The organism is Polaromonas aquatica, from assembly GCF_042659145.1.
GTDB classification, from domain to species: domain Bacteria; phylum Pseudomonadota; class Gammaproteobacteria; order Burkholderiales; family Burkholderiaceae_C; genus Polaromonas; species Polaromonas aquatica.
Genome location: NZ_JBHSRS010000074.1, coordinates 17,048 through 37,620 on the forward strand (window position 1 = coordinate 17,048; position 20,573 = coordinate 37,620).

At 58.8% G+C, this 20,573-nt stretch carries 22 protein-coding genes; 19 read left to right on the plus strand and 3 right to left on the minus strand.

Features of this window, described 5'->3' with window-relative positions; genetic code table 11:
- Positions 1 to 39: 39 nt before the first annotated feature.
- The 10 genes from ACFQND_RS13660 to ACFQND_RS13705 all read left to right on the plus strand — a co-directional run bounded on the left by ACFQND_RS13660 (position 40) and on the right by ACFQND_RS13705 (position 11,073).
- A complete protein-coding gene (locus ACFQND_RS13660) occupies positions 40 to 909 on the plus strand; it encodes a CheR family methyltransferase (protein WP_371438288.1) in 870 nt (289 codons plus the stop codon).
- Positions 906 to 1,565 (plus strand): chemoreceptor glutamine deamidase CheD, encoded by a 660-nt coding sequence (cheD, locus tag ACFQND_RS13665; RefSeq protein WP_371438287.1) that lies wholly within the window; start codon positions 906 to 908, stop codon positions 1,563 to 1,565. The genes ACFQND_RS13660 and cheD overlap by 4 nt, the downstream gene beginning before the upstream one ends.
- Positions 1,562 to 2,647, plus strand: a complete 1,086-nt coding sequence (locus ACFQND_RS13670) for a protein-glutamate methylesterase/protein-glutamine glutaminase (protein WP_371438286.1) — start codon at positions 1,562 to 1,564, stop codon at positions 2,645 to 2,647. The genes cheD and ACFQND_RS13670 overlap by 4 nt, the downstream gene beginning before the upstream one ends.
- A gap of 76 nt (positions 2,648 to 2,723) precedes the next feature.
- Complete coding sequence (gene cheY / locus ACFQND_RS13675) at positions 2,724 to 3,119, plus strand: chemotaxis response regulator CheY (RefSeq protein WP_371438301.1); 396 nt, start codon at positions 2,724 to 2,726, stop codon at positions 3,117 to 3,119.
- A gap of 1 nt (position 3,120) precedes the next feature.
- Positions 3,121 to 3,762, plus strand: a complete 642-nt coding sequence (cheZ, locus tag ACFQND_RS13680; RefSeq protein ID WP_371438285.1) for a protein phosphatase CheZ — start codon at positions 3,121 to 3,123, stop codon at positions 3,760 to 3,762.
- A 128-nt stretch (positions 3,763 to 3,890) separates the two neighbouring features.
- Complete coding sequence (gene flhB, locus ACFQND_RS13685; protein ID WP_371438284.1) at positions 3,891 to 5,033, plus strand: flagellar biosynthesis protein FlhB; 1,143 nt, start codon at positions 3,891 to 3,893, stop codon at positions 5,031 to 5,033.
- On the plus strand, positions 5,030 to 7,117 hold the full coding sequence (gene flhA / locus ACFQND_RS13690; protein WP_371438283.1) for a flagellar biosynthesis protein FlhA: 2,088 nt from the start codon (positions 5,030 to 5,032) through the stop codon (positions 7,115 to 7,117). Before flhB ends, flhA begins: the two co-directional genes overlap by 4 nt.
- Positions 7,114 to 9,567 carry a flagellar biosynthesis protein FlhF gene (flhF, locus tag ACFQND_RS13695; protein WP_371438282.1) on the plus strand — a complete coding sequence of 818 codons (2,454 nt, stop codon included), beginning with the start codon at positions 7,114 to 7,116 and terminating at the stop codon, positions 9,565 to 9,567. Before flhA ends, flhF begins: the two co-directional genes overlap by 4 nt.
- Positions 9,568 to 9,577: 10 nt before the next feature.
- The gene (locus ACFQND_RS13700; protein WP_371438281.1) at positions 9,578 to 10,276 is read left to right on the plus strand and encodes a MinD/ParA family ATP-binding protein; all 699 of its coding nucleotides are present in this window, start codon (positions 9,578 to 9,580) and stop codon (positions 10,274 to 10,276) included.
- Positions 10,277 to 10,329: 53 nt separating this feature from the next.
- Positions 10,330 to 11,073: an RNA polymerase sigma factor FliA gene (locus ACFQND_RS13705; protein WP_371438280.1), complete on the plus strand. Its 744-nt coding sequence runs from the start codon at positions 10,330 to 10,332 to the stop codon at positions 11,071 to 11,073.
- Between the two features lie 75 nt (positions 11,074 to 11,148).
- Here ACFQND_RS13705 and ACFQND_RS13710 read toward each other — a convergent pair whose 3' ends face one another.
- The 3 genes from ACFQND_RS13710 to flgA all read right to left on the minus strand — a co-directional run bounded on the left by ACFQND_RS13710 (position 11,149) and on the right by flgA (position 12,706).
- Positions 11,149 to 11,607, minus strand: coding sequence for a flagella synthesis protein FlgN (locus tag ACFQND_RS13710; RefSeq protein WP_371438279.1), 459 nt, complete (start codon positions 11,605 to 11,607; stop codon positions 11,149 to 11,151).
- Entirely contained in the window at positions 11,604 to 11,891 is a 288-nt protein-coding gene (flgM, locus tag ACFQND_RS13715) for a flagellar biosynthesis anti-sigma factor FlgM (protein WP_371438278.1), read from the minus strand. Before flgM ends, ACFQND_RS13710 begins: the two co-directional genes overlap by 4 nt.
- Before the next feature lie 83 nt (positions 11,892 to 11,974).
- Entirely contained in the window at positions 11,975 to 12,706 is a 732-nt protein-coding gene (flgA, locus tag ACFQND_RS13720; protein WP_371438277.1) for a flagellar basal body P-ring formation chaperone FlgA, read from the minus strand.
- Positions 12,707 to 13,001: 295 nt separating this feature from the next.
- On the opposite strand from flgA, the gene flgB reads away from it, so the two are divergent.
- From flgB to flgJ, 9 genes are all read left to right on the plus strand, one after another.
- Positions 13,002 to 13,406 carry a flagellar basal body rod protein FlgB gene (gene flgB / locus ACFQND_RS13725; RefSeq protein ID WP_371438276.1) on the plus strand — a complete coding sequence of 135 codons (405 nt, stop codon included), beginning with the start codon at positions 13,002 to 13,004 and terminating at the stop codon, positions 13,404 to 13,406.
- A 42-nt stretch (positions 13,407 to 13,448) separates the two neighbouring features.
- Positions 13,449 to 13,844 carry a flagellar basal body rod protein FlgC gene (flgC, locus tag ACFQND_RS13730; protein ID WP_371438300.1) on the plus strand — a complete coding sequence of 132 codons (396 nt, stop codon included), beginning with the start codon at positions 13,449 to 13,451 and terminating at the stop codon, positions 13,842 to 13,844.
- A gap of 33 nt (positions 13,845 to 13,877) precedes the next feature.
- Positions 13,878 to 14,543, plus strand: coding sequence for a flagellar hook assembly protein FlgD (locus tag ACFQND_RS13735; RefSeq protein WP_377413874.1), 666 nt, complete (start codon positions 13,878 to 13,880; stop codon positions 14,541 to 14,543).
- 56 nt (positions 14,544 to 14,599) lie between these two features.
- Positions 14,600 to 15,898, plus strand: coding sequence for a flagellar hook protein FlgE (gene flgE, locus ACFQND_RS13740; RefSeq protein WP_371438274.1), 1,299 nt, complete (start codon positions 14,600 to 14,602; stop codon positions 15,896 to 15,898).
- A gap of 66 nt (positions 15,899 to 15,964) precedes the next feature.
- A complete protein-coding gene (locus tag ACFQND_RS13745; RefSeq protein WP_371438273.1) occupies positions 15,965 to 16,708 on the plus strand; it encodes a flagellar basal body rod protein FlgF in 744 nt (247 codons plus the stop codon).
- A 68-nt stretch (positions 16,709 to 16,776) separates the two neighbouring features.
- Positions 16,777 to 17,559: a flagellar basal-body rod protein FlgG gene (flgG, locus tag ACFQND_RS13750; protein WP_371438272.1), complete on the plus strand. Its 783-nt coding sequence runs from the start codon at positions 16,777 to 16,779 to the stop codon at positions 17,557 to 17,559.
- A gap of 29 nt (positions 17,560 to 17,588) precedes the next feature.
- The gene (locus tag ACFQND_RS13755; RefSeq protein ID WP_371438271.1) at positions 17,589 to 18,254 is read left to right on the plus strand and encodes a flagellar basal body L-ring protein FlgH; all 666 of its coding nucleotides are present in this window, start codon (positions 17,589 to 17,591) and stop codon (positions 18,252 to 18,254) included.
- A 2-nt stretch (positions 18,255 to 18,256) separates the two neighbouring features.
- Positions 18,257 to 19,411, plus strand: a complete 1,155-nt coding sequence (locus ACFQND_RS13760; RefSeq protein ID WP_371438270.1) for a flagellar basal body P-ring protein FlgI — start codon at positions 18,257 to 18,259, stop codon at positions 19,409 to 19,411.
- Between the two features lie 9 nt (positions 19,412 to 19,420).
- Positions 19,421 to 20,398, plus strand: a complete 978-nt coding sequence (flgJ, locus tag ACFQND_RS13765; protein WP_377413881.1) for a flagellar assembly peptidoglycan hydrolase FlgJ — start codon at positions 19,421 to 19,423, stop codon at positions 20,396 to 20,398.
- The last annotated feature ends 175 nt before the right edge of the window (positions 20,399 to 20,573 follow it).

Here is a 20,573-nt window from a genome sequence, read left to right on the forward strand (position 1 = left end):
GAGTGTTTCGGCTGACTGCGTGCGATGACATAAAAGCGTATGAATACAACACCGCATACCGCTGCGGCCACTATGGTGGGTCCGGACTTTCTGCTCACTGACCATGATTTTTCGAGGATATGCACGCTGATACATGAGCGTGCAGGCATAGCGTTGGGGGCGCAAAAACGGCAAATGGTGTACAGCCGCCTGGCCCGGCGTTTGCGGGATCTCGGAATGAAAGAGTTTTCCGCCTATCTGGGGTTTCTGGAGGCGGACCCGAAGGGTGACGAGTGGCAGTTGTTTACCAATGCGCTCACCACCAACCTGACGGCGTTTTTCCGCGAGGCGCACCATTTTCCCGTGCTGGCGGAGCATGTCCGGAGATGTCCCCAGCCTGTGACGGTCTGGTGCTCTGCGGCATCCACAGGGGAAGAGCCGTACTCGATTGCGATGACATTGATCGAGGCGCTGGGTAGCCGCGCCAGCACTGCCAGTGTGATCGCTACCGATATAGATACGCAGGTGCTTGCCAAGGGCGAGGCCGGCATTTTTACGATGGAGCAGGTCAGCAAGCTGCCGGTCGAGCGCCTCAAGCGGTTTTTCCTGAAAGGCTCCGGCGCGCTGGCCGGCAAGGTGCGCATACGCCCTGAAGTAGCGGCCATGGTCCGGTTTGAGCAACTCAACCTGCTGGCGTCAAGGTGGGCGCTACAGGATTCGTTTGACGCCATTTTTTGCCGCAATGTGATGATTTATTTCGACAAGCCGACGCAGGCAAAAATACTGCAGCGCTTTGCACCGATGATGAAACCGCATGGCTTGCTGTTTGCCGGGCATTCCGAGAACTTTTCATTTGCCAATCAGACCTTCCGCTTGCGAGGCCAGACTGTTTATGAATTGACGTCCGTTCGGGAAAAGGCGTCTGCATGATCGCCGCGGATATGGAGTCGGTTGCCAGCCACCATTATTTTGACCGTGAGTTTGGGGTGGAGGCCGTGAAGTTGCTGCCCGGCGAGTATTACGTCACGTCCAGGGACATGGTCCTGACCACGGTGCTGGGTTCCTGCGTTTCAGCCTGTGTTCGTGACAATACGGCGGGCATAGGCGGCATGAACCATTTCATGCTTCCCGAAGACATGAATCCGGCCTCGCGGGATACGGCCGTCGCGATGCGCTACGGCGCGTATGCCATGGAAATGCTGCTCAATGAATTGTTCCGGGGCGGCGCCAGGCGCGAGCGGCTTGAGGCCAAAGTGTTTGGTGGCGGTGCTGTACTGGCCAACATGACACTGCTCAATATCGGCGAGCGTAATGCCGATTTTGTGCTGCGTTATCTGCAAATGGAGCAGGTCAGGATTGCCGCCCAGGACTTGCGCGGCAGCCTGCCTCGCCGTATCAATTATTTTCCGGTAAGCGGCAGGGTCACCGTGCGAAAGCTGAGGCAAAAAGATGATGCCTTGCAGGTACAGGGCGAAGAGCAGGCGCTGGCACAGGCGCTGCTGAAGCAGCGTGGCCGCAACAAGGTGGAGCTCTTCGATACCGGTGTACTTCGCGGCGGCGCTGTCAAGAATGGTTGGACTTTATGAGCCTCAAAAAAATCAAGGTGCTGTGCGTGGACGACTCGGCGTTGATACGCAGCCTGATGACCGAGATCATCAATAGCCAGCCCGACATGACCGTGGTGGCGACAGCCTCGGACCCCCTGGTCGCACGCGACCTCGTCAAGCAGCATAACCCCGACGTGATGACGCTGGACGTTGAAATGCCCCGCATGGACGGCCTTGAGTTTCTTGAAAAACTGATGCGCCTGAGGCCCATGCCGGTCGTGATGGTTTCTTCGCTGACCGAGCGCGGATCGGAGGCGGCGTTGCGCGCCCTGGAGCTGGGTGCTATCGACTTTGTTACCAAGCCTCGCCTGGGCATACGTGATGGCCTGCTCTCCTATACAGACCTGATTGCCGGGAAAATCCGTATCGCTGCCGCTGCCCGGCTTTTGCCAGCAAAACGTCCGGCCTCCGGCGTGGGTGCGCCGGCTGTTGTGGATGCGCCCATGCTTCGCAGTCCGCTGCTGAGTACGGAGAAACTCATCATTATTGGGGCGTCTACTGGTGGCACCGAAGCCATCCGGGAGGTATTGCAGCCATTGCCGCCTGACAGTCCCGGCATCCTGATCGCGCAGCACATGCCGGCAGGTTTCACCCATTCGTTTGCGCAACGGCTTAACGGCCTTTGCCGCATCGTCGTGTCGGAGGCGGTGCATGGGGAACGGATATTGCCGGGACATGCGTACATCGCGCCTGGCGGGTTTCATTTGTCACTGACGCGCAGCGGTGCAAATTATGTTGCGCACGTCGACCAGGAGGCGCCCGTGAACCGGCATCGCCCCTCCATCGACGTGTTGTTTGACTCCGCCGCCAAGCACGCCGGAAAAAACGCCATCGGGGTCATCCTCACGGGCATGGGGCGCGATGGCGCGGAGGGCCTGTTGCGCATGCGTCAGGCCGGTGCGCATACGCTGGCCCAGGATGAGGCCAGCTGCGTGGTGTTCGGCATGCCGCGTGAAGCGATTGCGATTGGTGGCGCGAGTGAGGTGGCCCCCTTGCCTGAGATCAGCCAGCGTGTAATGGCGCACCTGACTTCGTTTGGCGAGCGGGCCAATCGTGTCTAGCGGCGGCTTAGTTGCCTGGGCCTGAAACACATCTCTTGACTGCTTGTGTAATTAGTGAAATTTTGGAGTGAACGTGATAGACAAAAACATCAAAATTCTGGTCGTGGACGACTTTCCGACCATGCGCCGCATTGTCCGCAATCTGCTCAAGGAGCTGGAGTTTGTCAATGTGGACGAAGCCGAGGACGGTGCCGCTGGCCTGGAGAAGCTGAAGGGTGGCAGCTATGGTTTTGTTGTATCGGACTGGAACATGCCCAATATGGACGGTTTGGCCATGTTGCAGGCTATTCGCGCTGACCCCTCCATGGCCAAATTGCCGGTGTTGATGGTGACAGCCGAGGCCAAGAAGGAAAACATCATTGCGGCCGCTCAGGCGGGCGCCAATGGTTACGTTGTCAAGCCCTTCACTGCCGTGACGCTGGAAGAAAAGATCACAAAGATTTTCGAAAAGATCGCGAAAGAGGGGGCTTGAAATGACCCAGGAAGCACCTTCCAATGCCGTCGCCGGCGATTCGGCCGAGCAACTGATTAACCGCATTGGCCAGCTGACGCGCCAGATGCGGGAGGGCATACGTGAACTGGGCCTGGACAAAAGTATTGCCAGGGCGGCCGAGGCCATTCCCAATGCCCGTGACCGATTAAGTTATGTGGCCCAGATGACCGAGCGTGCGGCTGAGCGGGCGCTGAATGCCGTGGATGTCGCACAACCTATACAGGACCAGCTTTCCAGGCAGGCCAGCGGGTTGAGCCAGCGGTGGGATGTGTGGTTTGCCAGTCCGCTGGAGCTGGATGAGGCGCGTGAGCTTGTGCTGGATACGCGGACCTATTTGTCCGACGTGCCAAAGCAAGTGAGCGCGACCAATGCCCAGTTGATGGAAATCATGATGGCGCAGGACTTCCAGGACCTGACCGGGCAAGTCATCAAGAAGATGATGGACGTCATCAAGGACATGGAAACTCATCTTCTGCAATTGCTGATCGACAATGCGCCGCCGGAAAAACGTCAGGAGGCAAGCCAGAGCCTGCTGAATGGTCCGCAAACCAAGCAAGGCAACAAGGACGCGGTAGATGACCAGGAGCAGGTTGATGACCTGCTCGCCAGCCTCGGTTTTTAAGGGCGCTCAGGCTCTCTAATTGACCAAGGAACAGGTCTATCGGCGGCCTGTTTGGCCTATCAGTACAAGGCCCTTTCCTCAATAATCTTCGAGAGTTGGCACTTTGTGCCTTGAGTCCCGGAGCATTAATGGCGGAAGAAAGCGATCTCGAAAAAACCGAACCTGCCTCACCCAGGCGCCTCGAGAAGGCGCGTGAGGAAGGGCAGGTTGCACGATCGCGCGAGTTGGTGACCTTTGTGATGCTGACAACCGGGATGAGCGGGCTGTGGATCATGGGGGACATGATCGGCGGCCATTTCGATAGCGCCTTGCGCAATGGCCTGCAGTTCGACCGGGCTTCCGCGTTTGATCCTTCTTACATGATGGTGCTGGCCGGTACGGCCGTACTCCACGCCTTGCAGGCCTTGATGCCGCTGCTGGCGATGATGCTGGTGGCAGCGCTGGTCGCGCCCATGATGCTGGGCGGCTGGCTGTTCTCGACCCAGTCACTGGCTCCCAATTTTTCCAAGATGAACCCTGTCGCCGGAATCGGCCGCATGTTTTCAGCCAATGCGCTGGCCGAACTGGTCAAGACGATTGTGAAGTCCCTGCTGGTGGGGGGCATCGCCTGGTGGGTTATCTCCGGCAATCTGGAGGTCATCATGGCGCTGATGAGCGAGCCGGTACGAGCCGCGCTGCCGCATACCCTGAAGGTGGTGGCCATGAGCTGCGCACTGATCGTGGCGTCGCTGTTGCTGGTGGTTGCGATTGATGTGCCGTACCAGTTGTGGAGTCACTTCCGCAAGCTGCGGATGTCCCGGGAGGACTTGAAGAACGAGCACAAGGAAAGTGATGGCGACCCGCAGGTCAAGGCCCAGATCAGGCGCCAGCAGCAACAGATGGCCAAGCGCCGGATGATGGCGGAAGTTCCGAAGGCGGACATCATAGTTACCAATCCGACCCACTTCGCGGTCGCACTCAAATACAGCGACAAGGACATGCGGGCTCCGCGTGTTGTCGCCAAGGGTACCGACCTGGTGGCCTTGCGCATCCGCACCCTGGCGGAAGAAAACAGGATCCCGGTTCTGGAAGCGCCGCCGCTGACGCGTGCGCTGTACCGCCACACCAAACTGGGTTCCGAGATACCGGTCGCCTTGTATGCGGCCGTGGCCGAGGTGCTGGCGTGGGCTTACCAGTTGCACCGCCAGAGCGCAGAAGGGGGCATCGTGCCGCCTGCGCCAAAAAACCTGCCTGTTCCTGAAACACTGGATCCCCTGGGAAGTACTGCATGACAGCGTTGAATACATTGATGCGACTTCCCAAGCTGATGATGGCTGGCAGCAACGGCAAGGGCCTTGTGGGTCCTATCCTGATCATCCTGATTCTCAGCATGATGGTCCTGCCGCTGCCACCGTTTTTGCTGGACCTGCTTTTCACCTTCAATATCGCGCTGTCCATCATGGTGCTGCTGGTCAGCATGTACACCATGAAGGCGCTGGATTTTGCGGCTTTTCCCGCGGTGCTGTTGTTCACCACCCTGCTCAGGCTTTCGCTGAATGTGGCGTCCACCCGGGTTGTGCTCATGGAGGGGCATACGGGCCCGGATGCAGCGGGCAAAGTGATCGAAGCGTTTGGCCACTTCCTGGTCGGCGGAAATTTTGCGGTGGGTGTGATGGTATTCATCATTTTGGTGGTCATCAACTTCATGGTGATTACCAAGGGTGCCGGCCGTATTGCGGAAGTCGGCGCCCGCTTCACGCTGGATGCCATGCCGGGCAAGCAGATGGCGATTGACGCGGATCTGAATGCCGGCCTGATTGGCGAAGATGTGGCCCGAAAACGCCGGGCTGAAGTGGCTCAGGAGGCGGATTTCTACGGCTCGATGGACGGTGCCAGCAAATTCGTACGCGGCGATGCTGTTGCGGGCCTGCTGATTCTGGTGATCAACATCATTGGCGGCCTGATCGTCGGCGTTGCCCAGCATGGCCTGGATTTTTCGACCGCCGCCACGACCTACACCCTGCTTGCCATCGGTGACGGCCTGGTTGCACAAATTCCTGCGCTGGTGATTTCAACGGCGGCCGGTGTGATCGTGTCCCGGGTGACGACGGATGAGGATGTCGGGGGACAACTGACCGGGCAGCTGTTCGCCAATCCACAGGTGCTGTTTCTCACAGCTGGTGTTATTGGCATGATGGGTTTGATTCCGGGGATGCCGAACCTGGCGTTTCTGATCATTGCGGGCGGCCTGATCTGGTTCGGCCGGCGGGTGATGCAACGTGCAGCCAGCAGTGCCGGCGCTGCGGCAGAGACCCCGGCCCCGCAGGTCGCGGCTGAATTGCAGGAGGCCACCTGGGACGATGTGGCGCTGGTCGATCCGTTGGGACTGGAAGTCGGCTACAGGCTGATCTCTCTGGTGGACAAGGCGCAGAACGGGGAGCTGTTGGGGCGCATCAAGAGCATTCGCAAAAAATTCGCCCAGGACATCGGCTTTTTGGTGCCTGTGGTCCACATTCGTGACAACCTCGAGATCAAGCCAAACGCCTATGTGGTCAAACTCAAAGGTGTGCAAATTGGGCAGGGTGAGGCGTCGCCGGGGCAATGGATGGCAATCAATCCGGGGCAGGTCAGTGCGCCATTGCCCGGTACACAAACCCGGGACCCGGCGTTCGGCCTGCCGGCAGTCTGGATTGATGGCAGCTTGCGCGAACAGGCACAGATATACGGTTACACGGTGGTGGATGCAAGCACGGTGGTGGCAACGCACCTGAACCACCTGATACATGCGCATGCGGCAGAACTTCTGGGGCGCCAGGAGGTTCAGCAATTGCTGGACCGGATCGGCAAGGAGTCGCCCATGCTGGTTCAGGACCTGGTTCCCAAGACCCTGTCCTTGACGACCGTGCAGAAGGTCTTGCAAAACCTTCTTGATGAGAGTGTTCCTATCCGTGACATGCGCACGATTCTGGATGTGCTTGTCGAGCATGCCTCCACGGTGAGCGACACCACGGAACTGACCTCGCTGATCCGGCTGGCCCTGGGGCGCGCCATCAGCCAGCAGATTTACCCAGGCAATGAAGAGCTTCAGGTCATAGGTCTTGACGGTTCGCTGGACCGCGTGCTGCTGCAGGCGCTGACCAGCAGCGGCGGACTTGAGCCTGGCCTGGCCGACAGTCTTCTGCGTGAGACCCAATCGGCCATGGCCAGGCAGGCGCAACTGGGACTGGCTCCGGTGCTGGTTGTGCAACACCCGTTGCGCGTCTTGCTGGCCCGTTTTCTGCGGCGCAGCCTGCCGCAACTCAAGGTACTTTCTCACGCTGAAATTCCTGACACGCGCACCATCAAAGTCACTGCCACCATCGGAGGAAAAGCTTGAACACGCATACGGAATCTGACGCGGTTACCTGCAGGATCGTCGCACCATCCAGCCGGCAGGCGCTTCGCCTTCTTCGGGAGCGACTGGGTCCCGACGCCATTGTCCTGTCCAACAAGGTCATCGCCGAGGGTGTAGAAATTGTCGCGACCCTGGACGAGGCTGTTGCGGATGCTCCGGACCTATCCGTGCATGCCGATGTTGCTGCCGCTATGCCCGCGCCATCCGGGCAGGCTCTGCCCGAGGCCGCTCACCCTGTTGCAAGTGCCCCGGAGCCACAAGCGGCGTTAACGCCACAAGCAGCCGTCGATAGTGGCAGTGTCCTGCATGAAATCCATTCCATGAGGGGGATGATTGAAGAACAACTGGCCGGCATTCGCTGGAATGAGGCGCAAAGAAGGGATCCTCTGAGAGGCCAGCTGCTACGGACGTTGCTGGGCGCCGGCTTCAGTGCCCGCCTGGCCAAAGACCTGCTGGCAAACCTGCCTACGGGCCAGAACTATGCCGATGGCATGCGTTACCTCAAGGCGGCGATGGCGCAGCAGATGCCCATGCTGGAGGACGAGGATGCCCTCATGAATGAGGGTGGGATTTATGCGCTGATGGGGCCAACGGGGGTTGGTAAGACCACGACAACGGCCAAGCTGGCCGCACGCTGTGTGATGCGCTTCGGACCAGAAAAACTGGCGCTGGTCACTACCGACAGTTACCGTATCGGCGCTTACGAGCAGTTGCGCATTTACGGCCAGATACTTGGTGTGTCGGTGCACGCCGTGAAGGATGCGGTGGATCTTGAGCTGGTGCTCTCGGACCTCAAGGACAAGCACATGGTGCTGATTGATACCGTAGGCATGAGTCAGCGGGATCGCGCGGTGTCGGACCAGATCGCCATGCTGTGCGGTGCCAGCCGGCCGGTCAAACGCCTGCTGTTGCTTAACGCCGCCAGCCATGGCGACACGCTTAACGAAGTGGTGCAAGCCTACCGGGACGGTGTATCCGGAGCCGGCGGCACGGCATTGTCCGGCTGCATTTTTACCAAGGTTGACGAGGCCACACATCCCGGTGCATTGATAGATACGGTTATCCGTCACCAGTTGCCCGTGCACTACATTTCCAGCGGGCAGAAAGTACCAGAGCATCTGATGCTGGGTGATCGCAATGTACTGATCGACAGCGTTTTTCAAGCTAAAAGCAAAAGCTCCCTGTTTGTGCCCGGCGAGGCCGACCTTGCTGAAGAAACGGCTGTTTCCAGAAAAGGTGCGGAGCTGGCCGCGGCCGAAGCCGTCAGCGAACGCCTGCGATCGCAATGCCAGCAACTGATACGGACCCTGGCCCACAACGCACAGGAGTTGACCTCGAATGCCGCCGCACTTGCCGGCGGCCAGATCGGGTTTGACGACACCCGCCTGCTCTGGCGCACACTTGCTGACGAGCGGGCCGGCAAGGATGCTATTGAGCAAATGCTTGCATCACAGGTGAGCGCAGATATAAAGACCCACTGCAGCGACCATCTGCTGGTGGCTGCGGGCGAGGTTCGCCCGACACTGGATGCCGGCGCCGATTCAGCCATGACAGTCGGCGTCCTGCTGTCGGATCGCACTGGCCAGCCTTTCGCCGCGGTGCCTCAGCACGAGATGGGCGGTTCACTGATTCCGGGCATGCCTATGCCCGGGTGGTTGCGTCCAGCAAGCTGTGCCGATAGATCCCCGGTTCACCTCCTTGCCCACCTGCCTGCATACGGTGTGATCCAGGCCTTGCACGCCACTGGCGTCCACTGGGCTGCGAGCGCGGCCGCTGCGCTTCGCGTGCTTGTCCCTGGAGACGAAGCGCCGAAAACCTTGCTCAAGCTTGCTGCGGCGCTGTCCTTCAGCGGCGTGGAGCCGGTTTTGTACAAAAAGAAGACCGCGTTGTTGTCGGTGGCCGAAATGACGGTTGCCCTGTGCGTTGACTCAAAATTCAACGGCACCGGAGGTGGGCTGGTCTCTTCGCCGTTGCGTTGCGTCGTGACTCGCCTGGTTGACATCGATACGGGAAAGGTATTGCGGCTCGGGTATCTGCTCGCCAGCCCTGAAGTAAAGGCAACCGCGTTGCAGATGGCGCAATGGCCGGCCTGGCGGGCCACTGCTGATGCGTACTTCAAGCTCCTCGGCCAAAACCTCCAGCAGCTTGGTGATGTAAGTGCTTTCGGGGAGCTCGCTCCGTCCAAACGCTTGCTGGTGGCTGGTCAGGCGTCAACCACGATATTCAGGCTTCAACAGGCTAAAGGTACCTGGCCAGAAACGGCGCGCAAGGTCCTGGCTCAATTGGCCGGACGTTCTGTTCGTGCTGATAGGGCAATTCCCGGCACAGCTCTTTTTGAAGGCTTGGGGAAACTCTTTGTGCTTCTGGATGCGATGGACACCGGGGATGCGGCGGTACCGGTTTCGTCCGGCGCTGCATCGGTGCAGGGTTAGGTTATTCAGAATGCGAAAAGTAGTTGGTGATCAGGCCGATGGCCTGCGGCGGCTGATGTCCAGCAGCCCCGGAAGGCTGGTCGCACTGGTGGGGTGTGAGCCTGCCGTATGCATTGCTGACGTCGCCTCAAACCTGCGAGCTGCGCTTGTGTTGCAGGGGCGTGAGGTGCATTTGCTGGACGAACACCAGGAAGTGAATCAGGCGCGCTGTCGTTCGCATGAGCACCTGACATTGATCAATGCCGTACTTAATGGGGATGGCGCGCTGTCTGCTGCGGCAGCAAAAGCCGATGATGTTCTTGTGGTTCTGCAGGCCAATGCCGCGTCCATCATGCAGGCTTATGCCTGCATCAAGAGACTGCACTATGCACATGCCTTGCAGCGGGTTCGTGTCATGGTCAACCAGACCGCAGATGCGGTTGCGGCGAAACGGGTTTTGGCCAATCTGGCGGACACCGGTAGCCGCTACCTTGCGGTGGCGCTGGAGCCTGCCGGCTGGGTAAGGGCCGATCCATTGGTGCTTCAGGCGCAACGGCTGAACCTGACGGTGGTTGAAGCATTTCAGAGCAGTCCAGCCGCAAGCGATTTTCGCCAGCTGGCCGCTGACCTGTTGCACTGGCCCCATAAGCCATCGGCTGGCAGATCACTGCCGTTGCAGCCCGGCATCGCTACCCGTCAGGAAGCCCATCCTGTAGCGGGGATGCACTGATGCATCTGACAAACGCTGAGTGATCGATCGCCAAGAAAACGGGAACCTTTTCAATGTACACATCACAGGGAAAAATCACCAGCTCCGGCTCGTCGGACTTGCTGACGCAGTATGCGCCGCTGGTACGTCGCCTGGCCTTGCAGTTGATCGCAAAGCTGCCTGCCAGTGTTGATATGGATGACCTGATTCAGGCCGGCATGCTGGGCCTGCTGGATGCCGCCAAACGCTATCAGGACGACCAGGGGGCCAAGTTCGAAACGTACGCCAGTCAGCGTATTCGCGGCGCAATGCTGGATGAGCTGCGTGCCAATGACTGGGTGTCGCGTGGTTTGCGGCAGTCTTCGCGCAGTGTTGCGGCGGCGGTCCAGGTTCAGGAGCAAAGGCTGGGGCGCGCACCTACGGAGGGAGAAATAGCCGGTGAATTGCAGTTGCCGCTGGAGGCATATCAACAGCTGCTTCAGGAAATTCACGGGTGCCAGTTGGTCTATTACGAGGACTTCGATCGCAGTGACCAGGAAAACAGTTTTCTTGACCAGCAAGCAAGGGGGGCAAATGGCGATCGCCGTGATATCAGCGATCCGCTGAGCCAGTTGCTCGAAAGCGGTTTGCGGCATCGCCTGGTACAGGCGATCGAGGCGATTCCGGAGCGTGAACGCCTGCTCCTTAGTCTGTATTACGAGCAGGAACTGAACCTGCGTGAAATTGGCGCTGTAATGGAGGTCAGCCAGTCACGTGTTTGCCAGTTGCACAGCCAGGTGATCAGCCGTTTGCGCGGGATTCTGGCCGAGATACTGTAGCTCGTAAACGGGGATGGGCCTGCCTGCGCAGGCGGAAATGCCTGAGCGGGGGCATGATTGCCCCCGGGTGGGTGCTTACCCCAGGGCGAGGCTGTTGCCGCTGTTGCTTCCGGTGTGGTGAGCGCCATTCGCCCCGTACAGCGGTTGACCGCCCGCGTGCAGGAAGCTGATGGCCTGCCGGGTGAAATCCAGGTGCGTGTGGATCATTACGCCATTGCGGTAGTTGTGCTCGTGGGCCAGCGCTGCGCGCGTCAGTAACTTATTCCAGGTGTCTTGCAGCAACTTTCCGCCAGCGTTTGCAGCAGCCTCTGCGCCGTTGCGGTCCGCCGTATATCCGAGTTTTACCAGCTCGATTTCGCGTTGGCGGCTAAAGAGTGCGATCTGGTCTGCGAGTTGCGCCTTGCGCTCGGTCAGTCCTGGCAGGCAGGCGAAGTTACCCTGGGTCATGGCACTTGCTTCCTGATCCAGCAACTCGAGGAATTCCCCAATGGCCGCGCATTCCCGGGTCAGGTGATTCAGCAATAACTGGCTCATGGCGTATTTTTGTTTTTCAGCAAGTCATGCACGGTGGCCAGCAGGCCGTCCGCGATTTTTTCGGCATTCACCTGGTAGTGGCCGGCGCTGATGCTTTCCCGAATACGCGCCACACGTGCGGCATCAAAGTCACCATTGGTAGAGGGCAGCAAGGGCGTAGGCGTGGCCGGCCGGGCCGCCTGGGCGGTTTCCGCTGCCATGGCCGCTGCGCCGGCCTTCGCTGGTGCCGTGGCGGACGTACCCGCCAGGCTCTTCAGAAATGTAACGTTTTGATCGATCTTCATGGTGTTTCCTCGGGGAGCTCTCTCCCATATAACGGTTGCTCAGTACAGAACTTTAGGAAAGAACCCAAAAACTGCCGGGTAAATCAGTTCGACCGCTCGACGATGCCGTCTGGGCGAAGGACGCCGCTCAATAATTGCCCACCCTGGATTTTGACCTGAACAAGCGAACCCGCTGCGGCATCCGTCATGGCTCTTCCCTCGGTGCTCACCACAAAACCAGCGCCCTGCGTGACAACCTTGATGTTTTGACCCTGACGCACGATGGAGTTGCCTCGCAGGAACTCCCGCCGCACGGGAGATCCTGAAGCAATTCTGTTTGAGGCTATGACGCCGTTCAGTTGCGATGAATCGACAACGACGCTGGCAGGCAGTTTGGTGAGGTCGCCTTCGCGCCGCTCTGTGTCGGCAGGCGCCAGTGCCTGACCGGCATCAATCTGGCGTGTACTTGCGTAATAGGTTCCCACGACCTTGACGTAGGCGGGAACGTAGCGGGTCCAGGGCTGAGCTGTGTTGCACCGGACCCCGACGGATGTGCGTCCCCAGGGACGAGCGCCAGCAGGTAGAAACGGTTCGAGAGCCTCGCATGGCGGCAGCGCGCCTGACTGGGGGGTGTCAATGGTGATGCTGACCCGACCTGGCAGGCCGGCGGTCTGATTCAACAAGAACTGTTCGATAACCGGCCGCGCACTACCAGGCAGCGGTGCGGGTGTTGTACCGTGCGCCGAGGGTGTCAATGCTGTCATGGCTGCCAGCACCATGGACAGGGCAATCGCGATATGCAGTCGACGCAGGGGTGTGTTTGATGGCGTTGTCATGAATCCCTTATTGGCGCCTGAAGATGCCCGGACCTGTTTGCTGATGGCAATATTTTAGGATCCTGTGTGCCGTTGCCAAGCGCTGAATTGCGTTGCAATCCAGACCTTGTTTTTCGGATCAAACGGCATGGATCAAGGGGTGAATCCTTGTTGTGATGCCGTCAGGAAGAATTGAATTAGCGCTTGAAACCCCATCTATTCAAGTGATTGCTCGTGGGTCCGCTACCTACAATTATTTTCACACAAAGAAGCTTGGGTGACCGGGCTTGCGAGCTACTTCAATGACGGAAAAAAAATGATCGACAAGCTGGATTCAGCCTTCCGCTTCCATCAGGAGGCTCTCAATTTGCGGGCGCGGCGGCAGGAGGTTTTGTCGGGGAATATTGCCCATGCGGACACGCCCAACTTCAAGGCGCGTGATTTCGATTTCAGCAGCAACCTGGCGCAGGCGGTGGAGCGCGGCAGGCAATCCCAGTCCATGTCCATGGCCACGACCTCGTCCCGGCATCTGCCTGGTGAGGCGCGTGCAGTTGGCGATGCGGAGCTGATGTACCGAACGCCCAACCAGTCAAGCATTGATGGCAATACGGTGGAGATGGATGTGGAGCGCGTCAATTTTGCCGACAACGCCATGCGTTACGAGGCCAATTTGACGATCCTGGGTTCAAAAATCAAGTCACTGCTGTCTGCGGTTCAGTAGTCACTGTTCGGAGTTAATACATTGCCTTATTCCAATAATTCGTTGGGCATTTTTGAAATTGCGGGTTCCGCCATGACGGCGCAATCCCAGCGCATGAATACCACGGCCAGCAACCTGGCCAATGCCGACAGCGTTGCCGGGCCCGATGGCCAGCCTTACCGCGCGCGACAGGTGGTGTTCGAGATGGTGCCGTCCGGCGGGCAGGATATCGGTGGTGTCCGGGTCGCCCGGGTGGTCGAGGATCCGTCCCCATTGCGCATGGTGCATGACCCGAAAAATCCGAATGCCAATGCAGATGGTTATGTGGCCATGCCCAACGTCAACGTGGTTGAGGAGATGGTCAACATGATCTCGGCCTCACGCTCCTACCAGGCCAACGTCGAAGTGCTCAATACGGCAAAAACAATGATTCTGAAAACACTGTCGATCGGGCAGTAAGCCGTCGACCTACCAATTACCGGAGAATTTTTTATGGCAGTGAATGGCGTGAATTCAACAGACGGCTCCAGTACGCTGGGTGCGTTGGCTTCCGGGGGCGCTTCGGGGTCTGAAAGCGAGCAGCGGTTTTTGAAGCTGCTTGTCACCCAGCTCAACAACCAGGACCCGCTCAGTCCCCTGGACAACGCACAGTTAACCTCGCAACTGGCCCAGATGAGCACGGTCAGCGGGATCGAGAAACTCAACTCCGCGTTTCAGTCGTTGCTGGCCCAAAGCGGGTCCAGCCAGGTTTTGCAATCCGCCTCCCTGATTGGCCGCAATGTGTTGGTGCCGGGCAACGAGTTGACGCTCAAGGCCGGGACGGATGTGGCATTTGCCGTCGAGGCACTGCAAGGGGCCGACTCGATGAAGGTCACAGTTACGAATGCGGCGGGTGATGTTGTGCGGACCTTCGATCTGGGGGCATTGCCGCAAGGTGTCAAGACGCTGTCATGGGATGGTTTGAGTGACAGTGGCACCGCGGTGCCCGATGGCGCCTACAAGGTCAGTGTTGAGGCTCGTGTTGGCGATACCAAGGTGGCTGCCGGGGCCCTGACCTATGCCGAGGTCACCAGCGTGTCCCAGGGCAGTGCCGGGATTTCTCTCGATCTCTCCTCCGGGAAAAAAGCTGGTCTCGGCGACGTCCGCCTGATTCTTTGAATCTGATCCTCGCGGCAGCATCTGTTTAAAAGTCCATTTCTAAAGAAGGAAATACCATGGGTTTCGCACAAGGGGTAAGCGGTTTGAATGCCGCTGCAAGCAATCTCGATGTCATCGGCAACAACATTGCCAATTCGGGAACGATTGGCTTCAAGTCCGGCGGCGTTCAGTTTTCTGACGTTTACGCTGGTTCGAAAATCGGCCTGGGATCCAAGGTGTCTAGCATTGTCCAGAACTTCGCCGCTGGCTCGATACAAACCAGCACCAGAGCGCTGGATGTGGCCATTCTCAATGGCGACGGATTTTTCCGGCTGGCCAGCCCGGGCGGCGAAATTTCCTATTCACGCAATGGCCAGTTCGATATGGACAAGAACGGCTTTATTGTCAATTCGGCGGGATTGCGGCTGACTGGGTACCAGGTGGGTGCCAATGGCGCCATTGCTGGCGGCAGTCCTTCCGCCTTGCAGTTGCCAACGGCGTCCATGACGCCGAACTCGACCCAGAATATTTCGGCCCAGTTCAATCTCGACTCGCGTAGCGTTGCGCCTGCGGCCGCGTTCGACCCCAACAATTCGCTGACATACAACTACGCCAACTCGGTCACAGTGTATGACTCGCTGGGCAATCCACATGAGTTGTCGACATACTTCGTCAAGGACCCCGCGCCGGCTGTCAATGCCTGGAAGGTCTATGCGACGGCTGATGGATGGCCGCTTGATGGCGCCACCGGTGCCAAGGTGGCGCCTGATGCAGTTGACCCGACCAAGCCGGCCACCAATGGCACCAGTTTCGGCGCTGCCGTTTTTAATAGCAACGGCACCCTGGCGCTGGATGCGGCAGGGGTTGTGGTTAATCCACCAAACGGAAAACTGGATTTTGGCAGTCTCACTTTCGGCAATGGCTCATCGCCCATGGTCTACAGCATGGACCTGACCGGAACCACCCAGTTTGGCAGTCCCAATGATGTCAAGAAATTGACTCAGGATGGATATACCTCGGGCGTGTTGACCGCCATGTCCATCAATCAGGATGGCACCCTTGTCGGAAAGTACTCGAACGAACAGACCAAGACGTTGGGGCAGATTGTCCTGTCTTCATTTGCGAATCCGAACGGGTTGCAGTCCAAAGGTGACAACGTCTGGTCTGAGACGGCAATGTCGGGGCAGCCGTTGACGGGCACGCCCGGCGCCGGCACCAAGCTCGGCGCGCTTGCTTCTGGTGCGCTGGAGTCTTCCAACGTCGATCTGACTGCCGAGCTGGTCAACCTGATCATTGCCCAACGTACTTATCAGGCCAATTCCCAGACCGTCAAGACACAAGATCAGGTGATGCAGACCCTGATGAACATGCGTTGATCTTCCTTTGGCTCGCTGAAAAGGCAGGCTGTATCGGCGAGTAAATCAAGAATATCAAGGAAAACTATGGACCGGATGATCTATGTCGGCATGACGGGTGCCAAGCAGGCGCTTGAGCAGCAGGCGGCCGTGGCCAACAACATGGCCAACGTATCCACGCCAGGCTTTCGTGCACAGATCAACAACTTCCGTGCCGTGCCCGTTGTAGGCGAGGAGACGGCAACGCGCGCCATGGTGGTTGCGACCACGCCGGGGGCGGATATGCGCGCCGGCCCTTTGACGCAAACCGGCCGGGCGCTGGATGTGGCGGTGCGTGGGGACGGGTGGCTCACTGTGCAAATGCCGGATGGCAGCGAGGCCTTTACCCGCGTCGGCAATCTGCAGATTGGTGCCGACGGACAGTTGTTGACCATGGATTCGCGACCTGTGGTCGGTGAAGCTGGCCCATTGGTCGTGCCGCCCGGTTCGTCTCTTGTCATTGCCGATGACGGCGTGGTCACGGCGATGGGCGCCGGTGACCCGGTCGTTGGTGCTGCGGAGGTGGGGCGCCTGAAACTGGTCAACCCGCCGGTCGCGGACCTGGTGCGCGGCGACGACGGACTTTTCCGGATGCGCACCGGGGTTGCGGCGGCGCAAGCCGACCCCGCAATGCGCGTATTGACTGGCGCGCTGGAGGGCAGCAATGTCAATCCGGTTGAGGCCATGGTTGACATGATTGCCAATGCGCGACGTTTTGAGATGCAGATGAAAACGCTGCAAACGGCTGAGGCCAATGACCAGCAGGCGAACAAACTGCTTTCCAACAGCTAGTTCGCCCCGCTTTGATCCCTTTTGATTTGACATGAAAACGGCTTAGGCCACTTCGCAGGATTTTCCCCATGATTCGTTCTCTCTCCATTGCCAAAACCGGTCTTGATGCGCAGCAGACTCAGCTCGACGTGGTTGCCAATAACCTGGCCAACGTGGGCACCACGGGTTTCAAGCGCAGTCGCGCGGTGTTCGAAGATCTGATGTATCAGAACATGCGGCAGAGCGGAGGCCAGAGTTCGGATCAAACCCGGTTGCCTTCGGGCCTGCAACTGGGTACCGGTGTGCGCATTGTCGCCACCGAGCGTATTCATACCCAGGGCAACCCGACCAAAACCGAGAATGCCAAGGACGTGGCCATCAATGGCGACGGTTTTTTCCAGATACTGATGCCGGATGGATCAACCGCCTATACCCGTGATGGTTCGTTCCAGTCGGATGCGAATGGTCAGTTGGTCACTGCGAGTGGTTTCCCGGTCCAGCCTGCCATCACCGTGCCGCAAAACGCCACCAGCCTGTCCATTGGCCGTGATGGTACGGTGTCTGTGGTCCAGGCAGGCAACACCGCCAGCGTGCAAATCGGGCAGATTCAGCTCGCCACTTTTTTGAATGCCACAGGCTTGCAAAGCAAAGGCGAAAACCTGTATGTGGAGACCGATGCCTCCGGCGGAGCCAACCAGACCGCGCCTGGCCAGAACGGCGCTGGCATTCTGGCCCAAGGTTATGTCGAGTCATCGAATGTCAACGTGGTCGAAGAACTGGTCAACATGATTCAGACGCAGCGTGCGTACGAAATCAATAGCAAGGCAGTTCAAACATCCGACCAGATGCTCGCACGCCTGGCCCAGCTGTAATGGACAAGGCGCTGCTGAGGCATCGATTGATGTGGCGGATACTCGCGCCCAGCCTGTTGCTGGGCGGTTGTGCGCAGGTTCCCCGTGAACCCCTGGTACACCAGCCCATGACGGCCCGGAACGACATGCCTGCACGGTCGGCTGCACCAGTCAATGGCTCGATCTATCGCACAGGCCTTGGCGCTCAGGCGCTGTTTGAGGACAGGCGGCCACGTTATCTTGGTGACATCCTGACCATTCTGGTGAGCGAAAACATCAATGCAAGCAAAAACTCGGCTGCAGATGCCAGTCGTACGGGAAGTGCCAACTCGACAGTTGGCCTGGTCCCGAAGTTGTTCGGAGGGCTGATTTCGAGCGACCAGGATGCTGATGCCGGGGGCAAAAACATCATGAGCGCGAAAGGCGGCGCCAATGCCCGGAACACCTTTAATGGCGTGATCACGGTGACGGTAGTGGAAGTCCTGCCGAATGGGAACCTGCTGGTGAGCGGAGAAAAGCAGATGCTGATCAACCAGGGAACCGAGTTCATCCGTTTTTCAGGCGTGGTGAATCCGCGTACTGTCAGTGCGAACAACACCGTGCCATCGACCCAGGTGGCTGACGCCCGGATTGAGTACAGCGCCAAGGGCTATATCGACGAAGCCCAAAACATGGGCTGGCTCCAGCGCTTCTTCCTTAACGTTCTGCCATTCTGATCATGCAGACCAACTCGACATTACTCCCGCGCCTCCGTGGGAAACGCCAGGGCGGCGCCGGCTTCAGTCTGAAATGCTGTTTTCTGCTGGCCGCCCTGGTGACCCCGCCTTCACAGGCGGAGCGTTTAAAGGATCTCGCCAGCATTCAGGGTGTGCGCGACAACCCGCTGATTGGCTACGGACTGATGGTGGGCCTGGATGGCAGCGGCGACCAGACCATGCAGACCCCTTTCACAACGCAAAGTCTGAGCAATATGCTGGGACAGCTGGGGATCACCGTGCCGCCCGGGACGAACATGCAGCTCAAAAATGTGGCTGCCGTGATGGTGACTGCTACATTGCCGCCGTTCGCGAGGCCAGGGCAGAACATTGACATTACCGTGTCATCCATGGGTAATGCAAAAAGCCTGCGCGGAGGCACCTTGTTGATGACGCCGCTGAAAGGCGCGGATGGCCAGGTTTATGCGCTGGCACAGGGCAATATGGTGGTTGGCGGGGCCGGCGCATCTGCGAATGGCAGCCAGGTCAAGATCAATCAGCTCAGTTCTGGCCGTATCCCGGCTGGGGCTATTGTCGAGCGTTCGGTGGAGTCTGCGTTGGGTAATGACGGCACCCTGATGCTTGAACTGAATACGACTGATTTTGGAACGGTGCAAAAGGCGGTTGATGCCATTAACCGCAATTTTGGTCCGGGAACTGCGACTGCACTGGATGCCCGGGTGATCCAGGTTGCAGGGCCGACCCGGCCGGAAGAGCGGGTGGGCTTTCTGGCCCGTATCGAGAACATTGATGTTGCCCCTGCGCAGGCCATGGCCAAAGTGGTGATCAATGCACGTACTGGCTCGGTGGTGATGAACCAGGCGGTACGCATCCAGGACTGCGCAGTGGCACACGGCAATTTGTCGGTGGTGATCAATACCGATCCCGTGATCAGCCAGCCCAACCCGCTTTCTGGCGGGAAGACGGTCGCTACGCAGCGCTCGCAGATTGAACTCAGCCAGGCGGGCGGCGCGCTGCAGGTCGTGCGCGGCGGGGCCTCCCTGGCTGATGTGATCAAGGGACTCAATACCCTGGGCGCGAATCCCCAGGATCTTCTCTCCATCCTGCAAGCCATGAAGGCGGTCGGTGCCTTGCGCGCCGAACTCGAAATCATCTAAGGTCCCTCCGTGAGCGCTTCCAGTTTTTCCGGCCTCAATGGCGCGCAGGCTGCAACCGGCGGCGTGCTGGACCAGCGTTTGTCGCTGGATGTACAGGGTGTTGATGCCTTGCGTCGAACCGTTCGCACCTCGCCCGATGAGGGCATGAAGCAGGCCTCAAAGCAGTTTGAGGTGATGTTCATGCAGATGGTCCTGAAGAGTATGCGCGAGGCAACACCCTCGGGCGGCATGTTTGGCGGCCAGCAGGAAAAGATGTACACATCCATGCTGGACCAGCAACTGTCCCAGAATTTGTCCGGACGAGGCCTTGGCCTGGCTGAGGCCATGTATGCGCAGCTCCGTCGCACCGTGCGTAGCGAGGAGACGCCGCCATTGGCTGGCGACGGTCTGCCGATCGAAATCCGCCCGGGAACTTCCGGCGTGTTGAATCCAGGGCGTCCACCAGAGATAGTGTCCTCGCAGACTCGCGCGCAGGATCTGTCCATTTATGAAGCGGCTACCGGACAGGCGACGTTAAGCCGGAGTGCCTTGCCGCAAGCGCATGTAGAGCAGTTTGTTTCACGCATGTTGCCCGCCGCGCAACGGGCCAGCGAGGCCAGTGGTGTTCCTGCCCAACTGATCATGGCACAGGCCGCGCTGGAGTCGGGCTGGGGGCGCCGCGAGATACGCGCCGAAGATGGCAGAAACAGCTACAACCTTTTCGGCATCAAGGCCGACAAGGGCTGGAAAGGGCCGGTGGTTGAAATCACGACGACCGAATATATCAATGGAGTGGCCCAAAAAGGCCAGGCAACGTTTCGTGCTTATGCCTCCTATGAGGAGTCATTCTCTGATTACGCCAAATTCCTGGTGACGAATCCGCGTTATGCCAACGTGCTGGCCACGCAGAACCCAGCCGAAGCCGCGCATGGATTGCAGCGAGCCGGTTATGCGACTGATCCGCAATATGCCGGAAAGCTTGTTCGAATCATGAAACAGATGACCTGATTTTTATTGGGCAGCCTCTGCGAAATCACATGCGCACCAGCAAAGATGTGGTCTCGCCGGAGCTCCGGTTAACGATTGTGTAAAGGACTAAATATGAATACGACAACAAACAAGCCCCATCCGGCATTAGCAGCGGGAACGCCCGCGGGTGGCCCGTCCGGCAAGGCACTGGAAT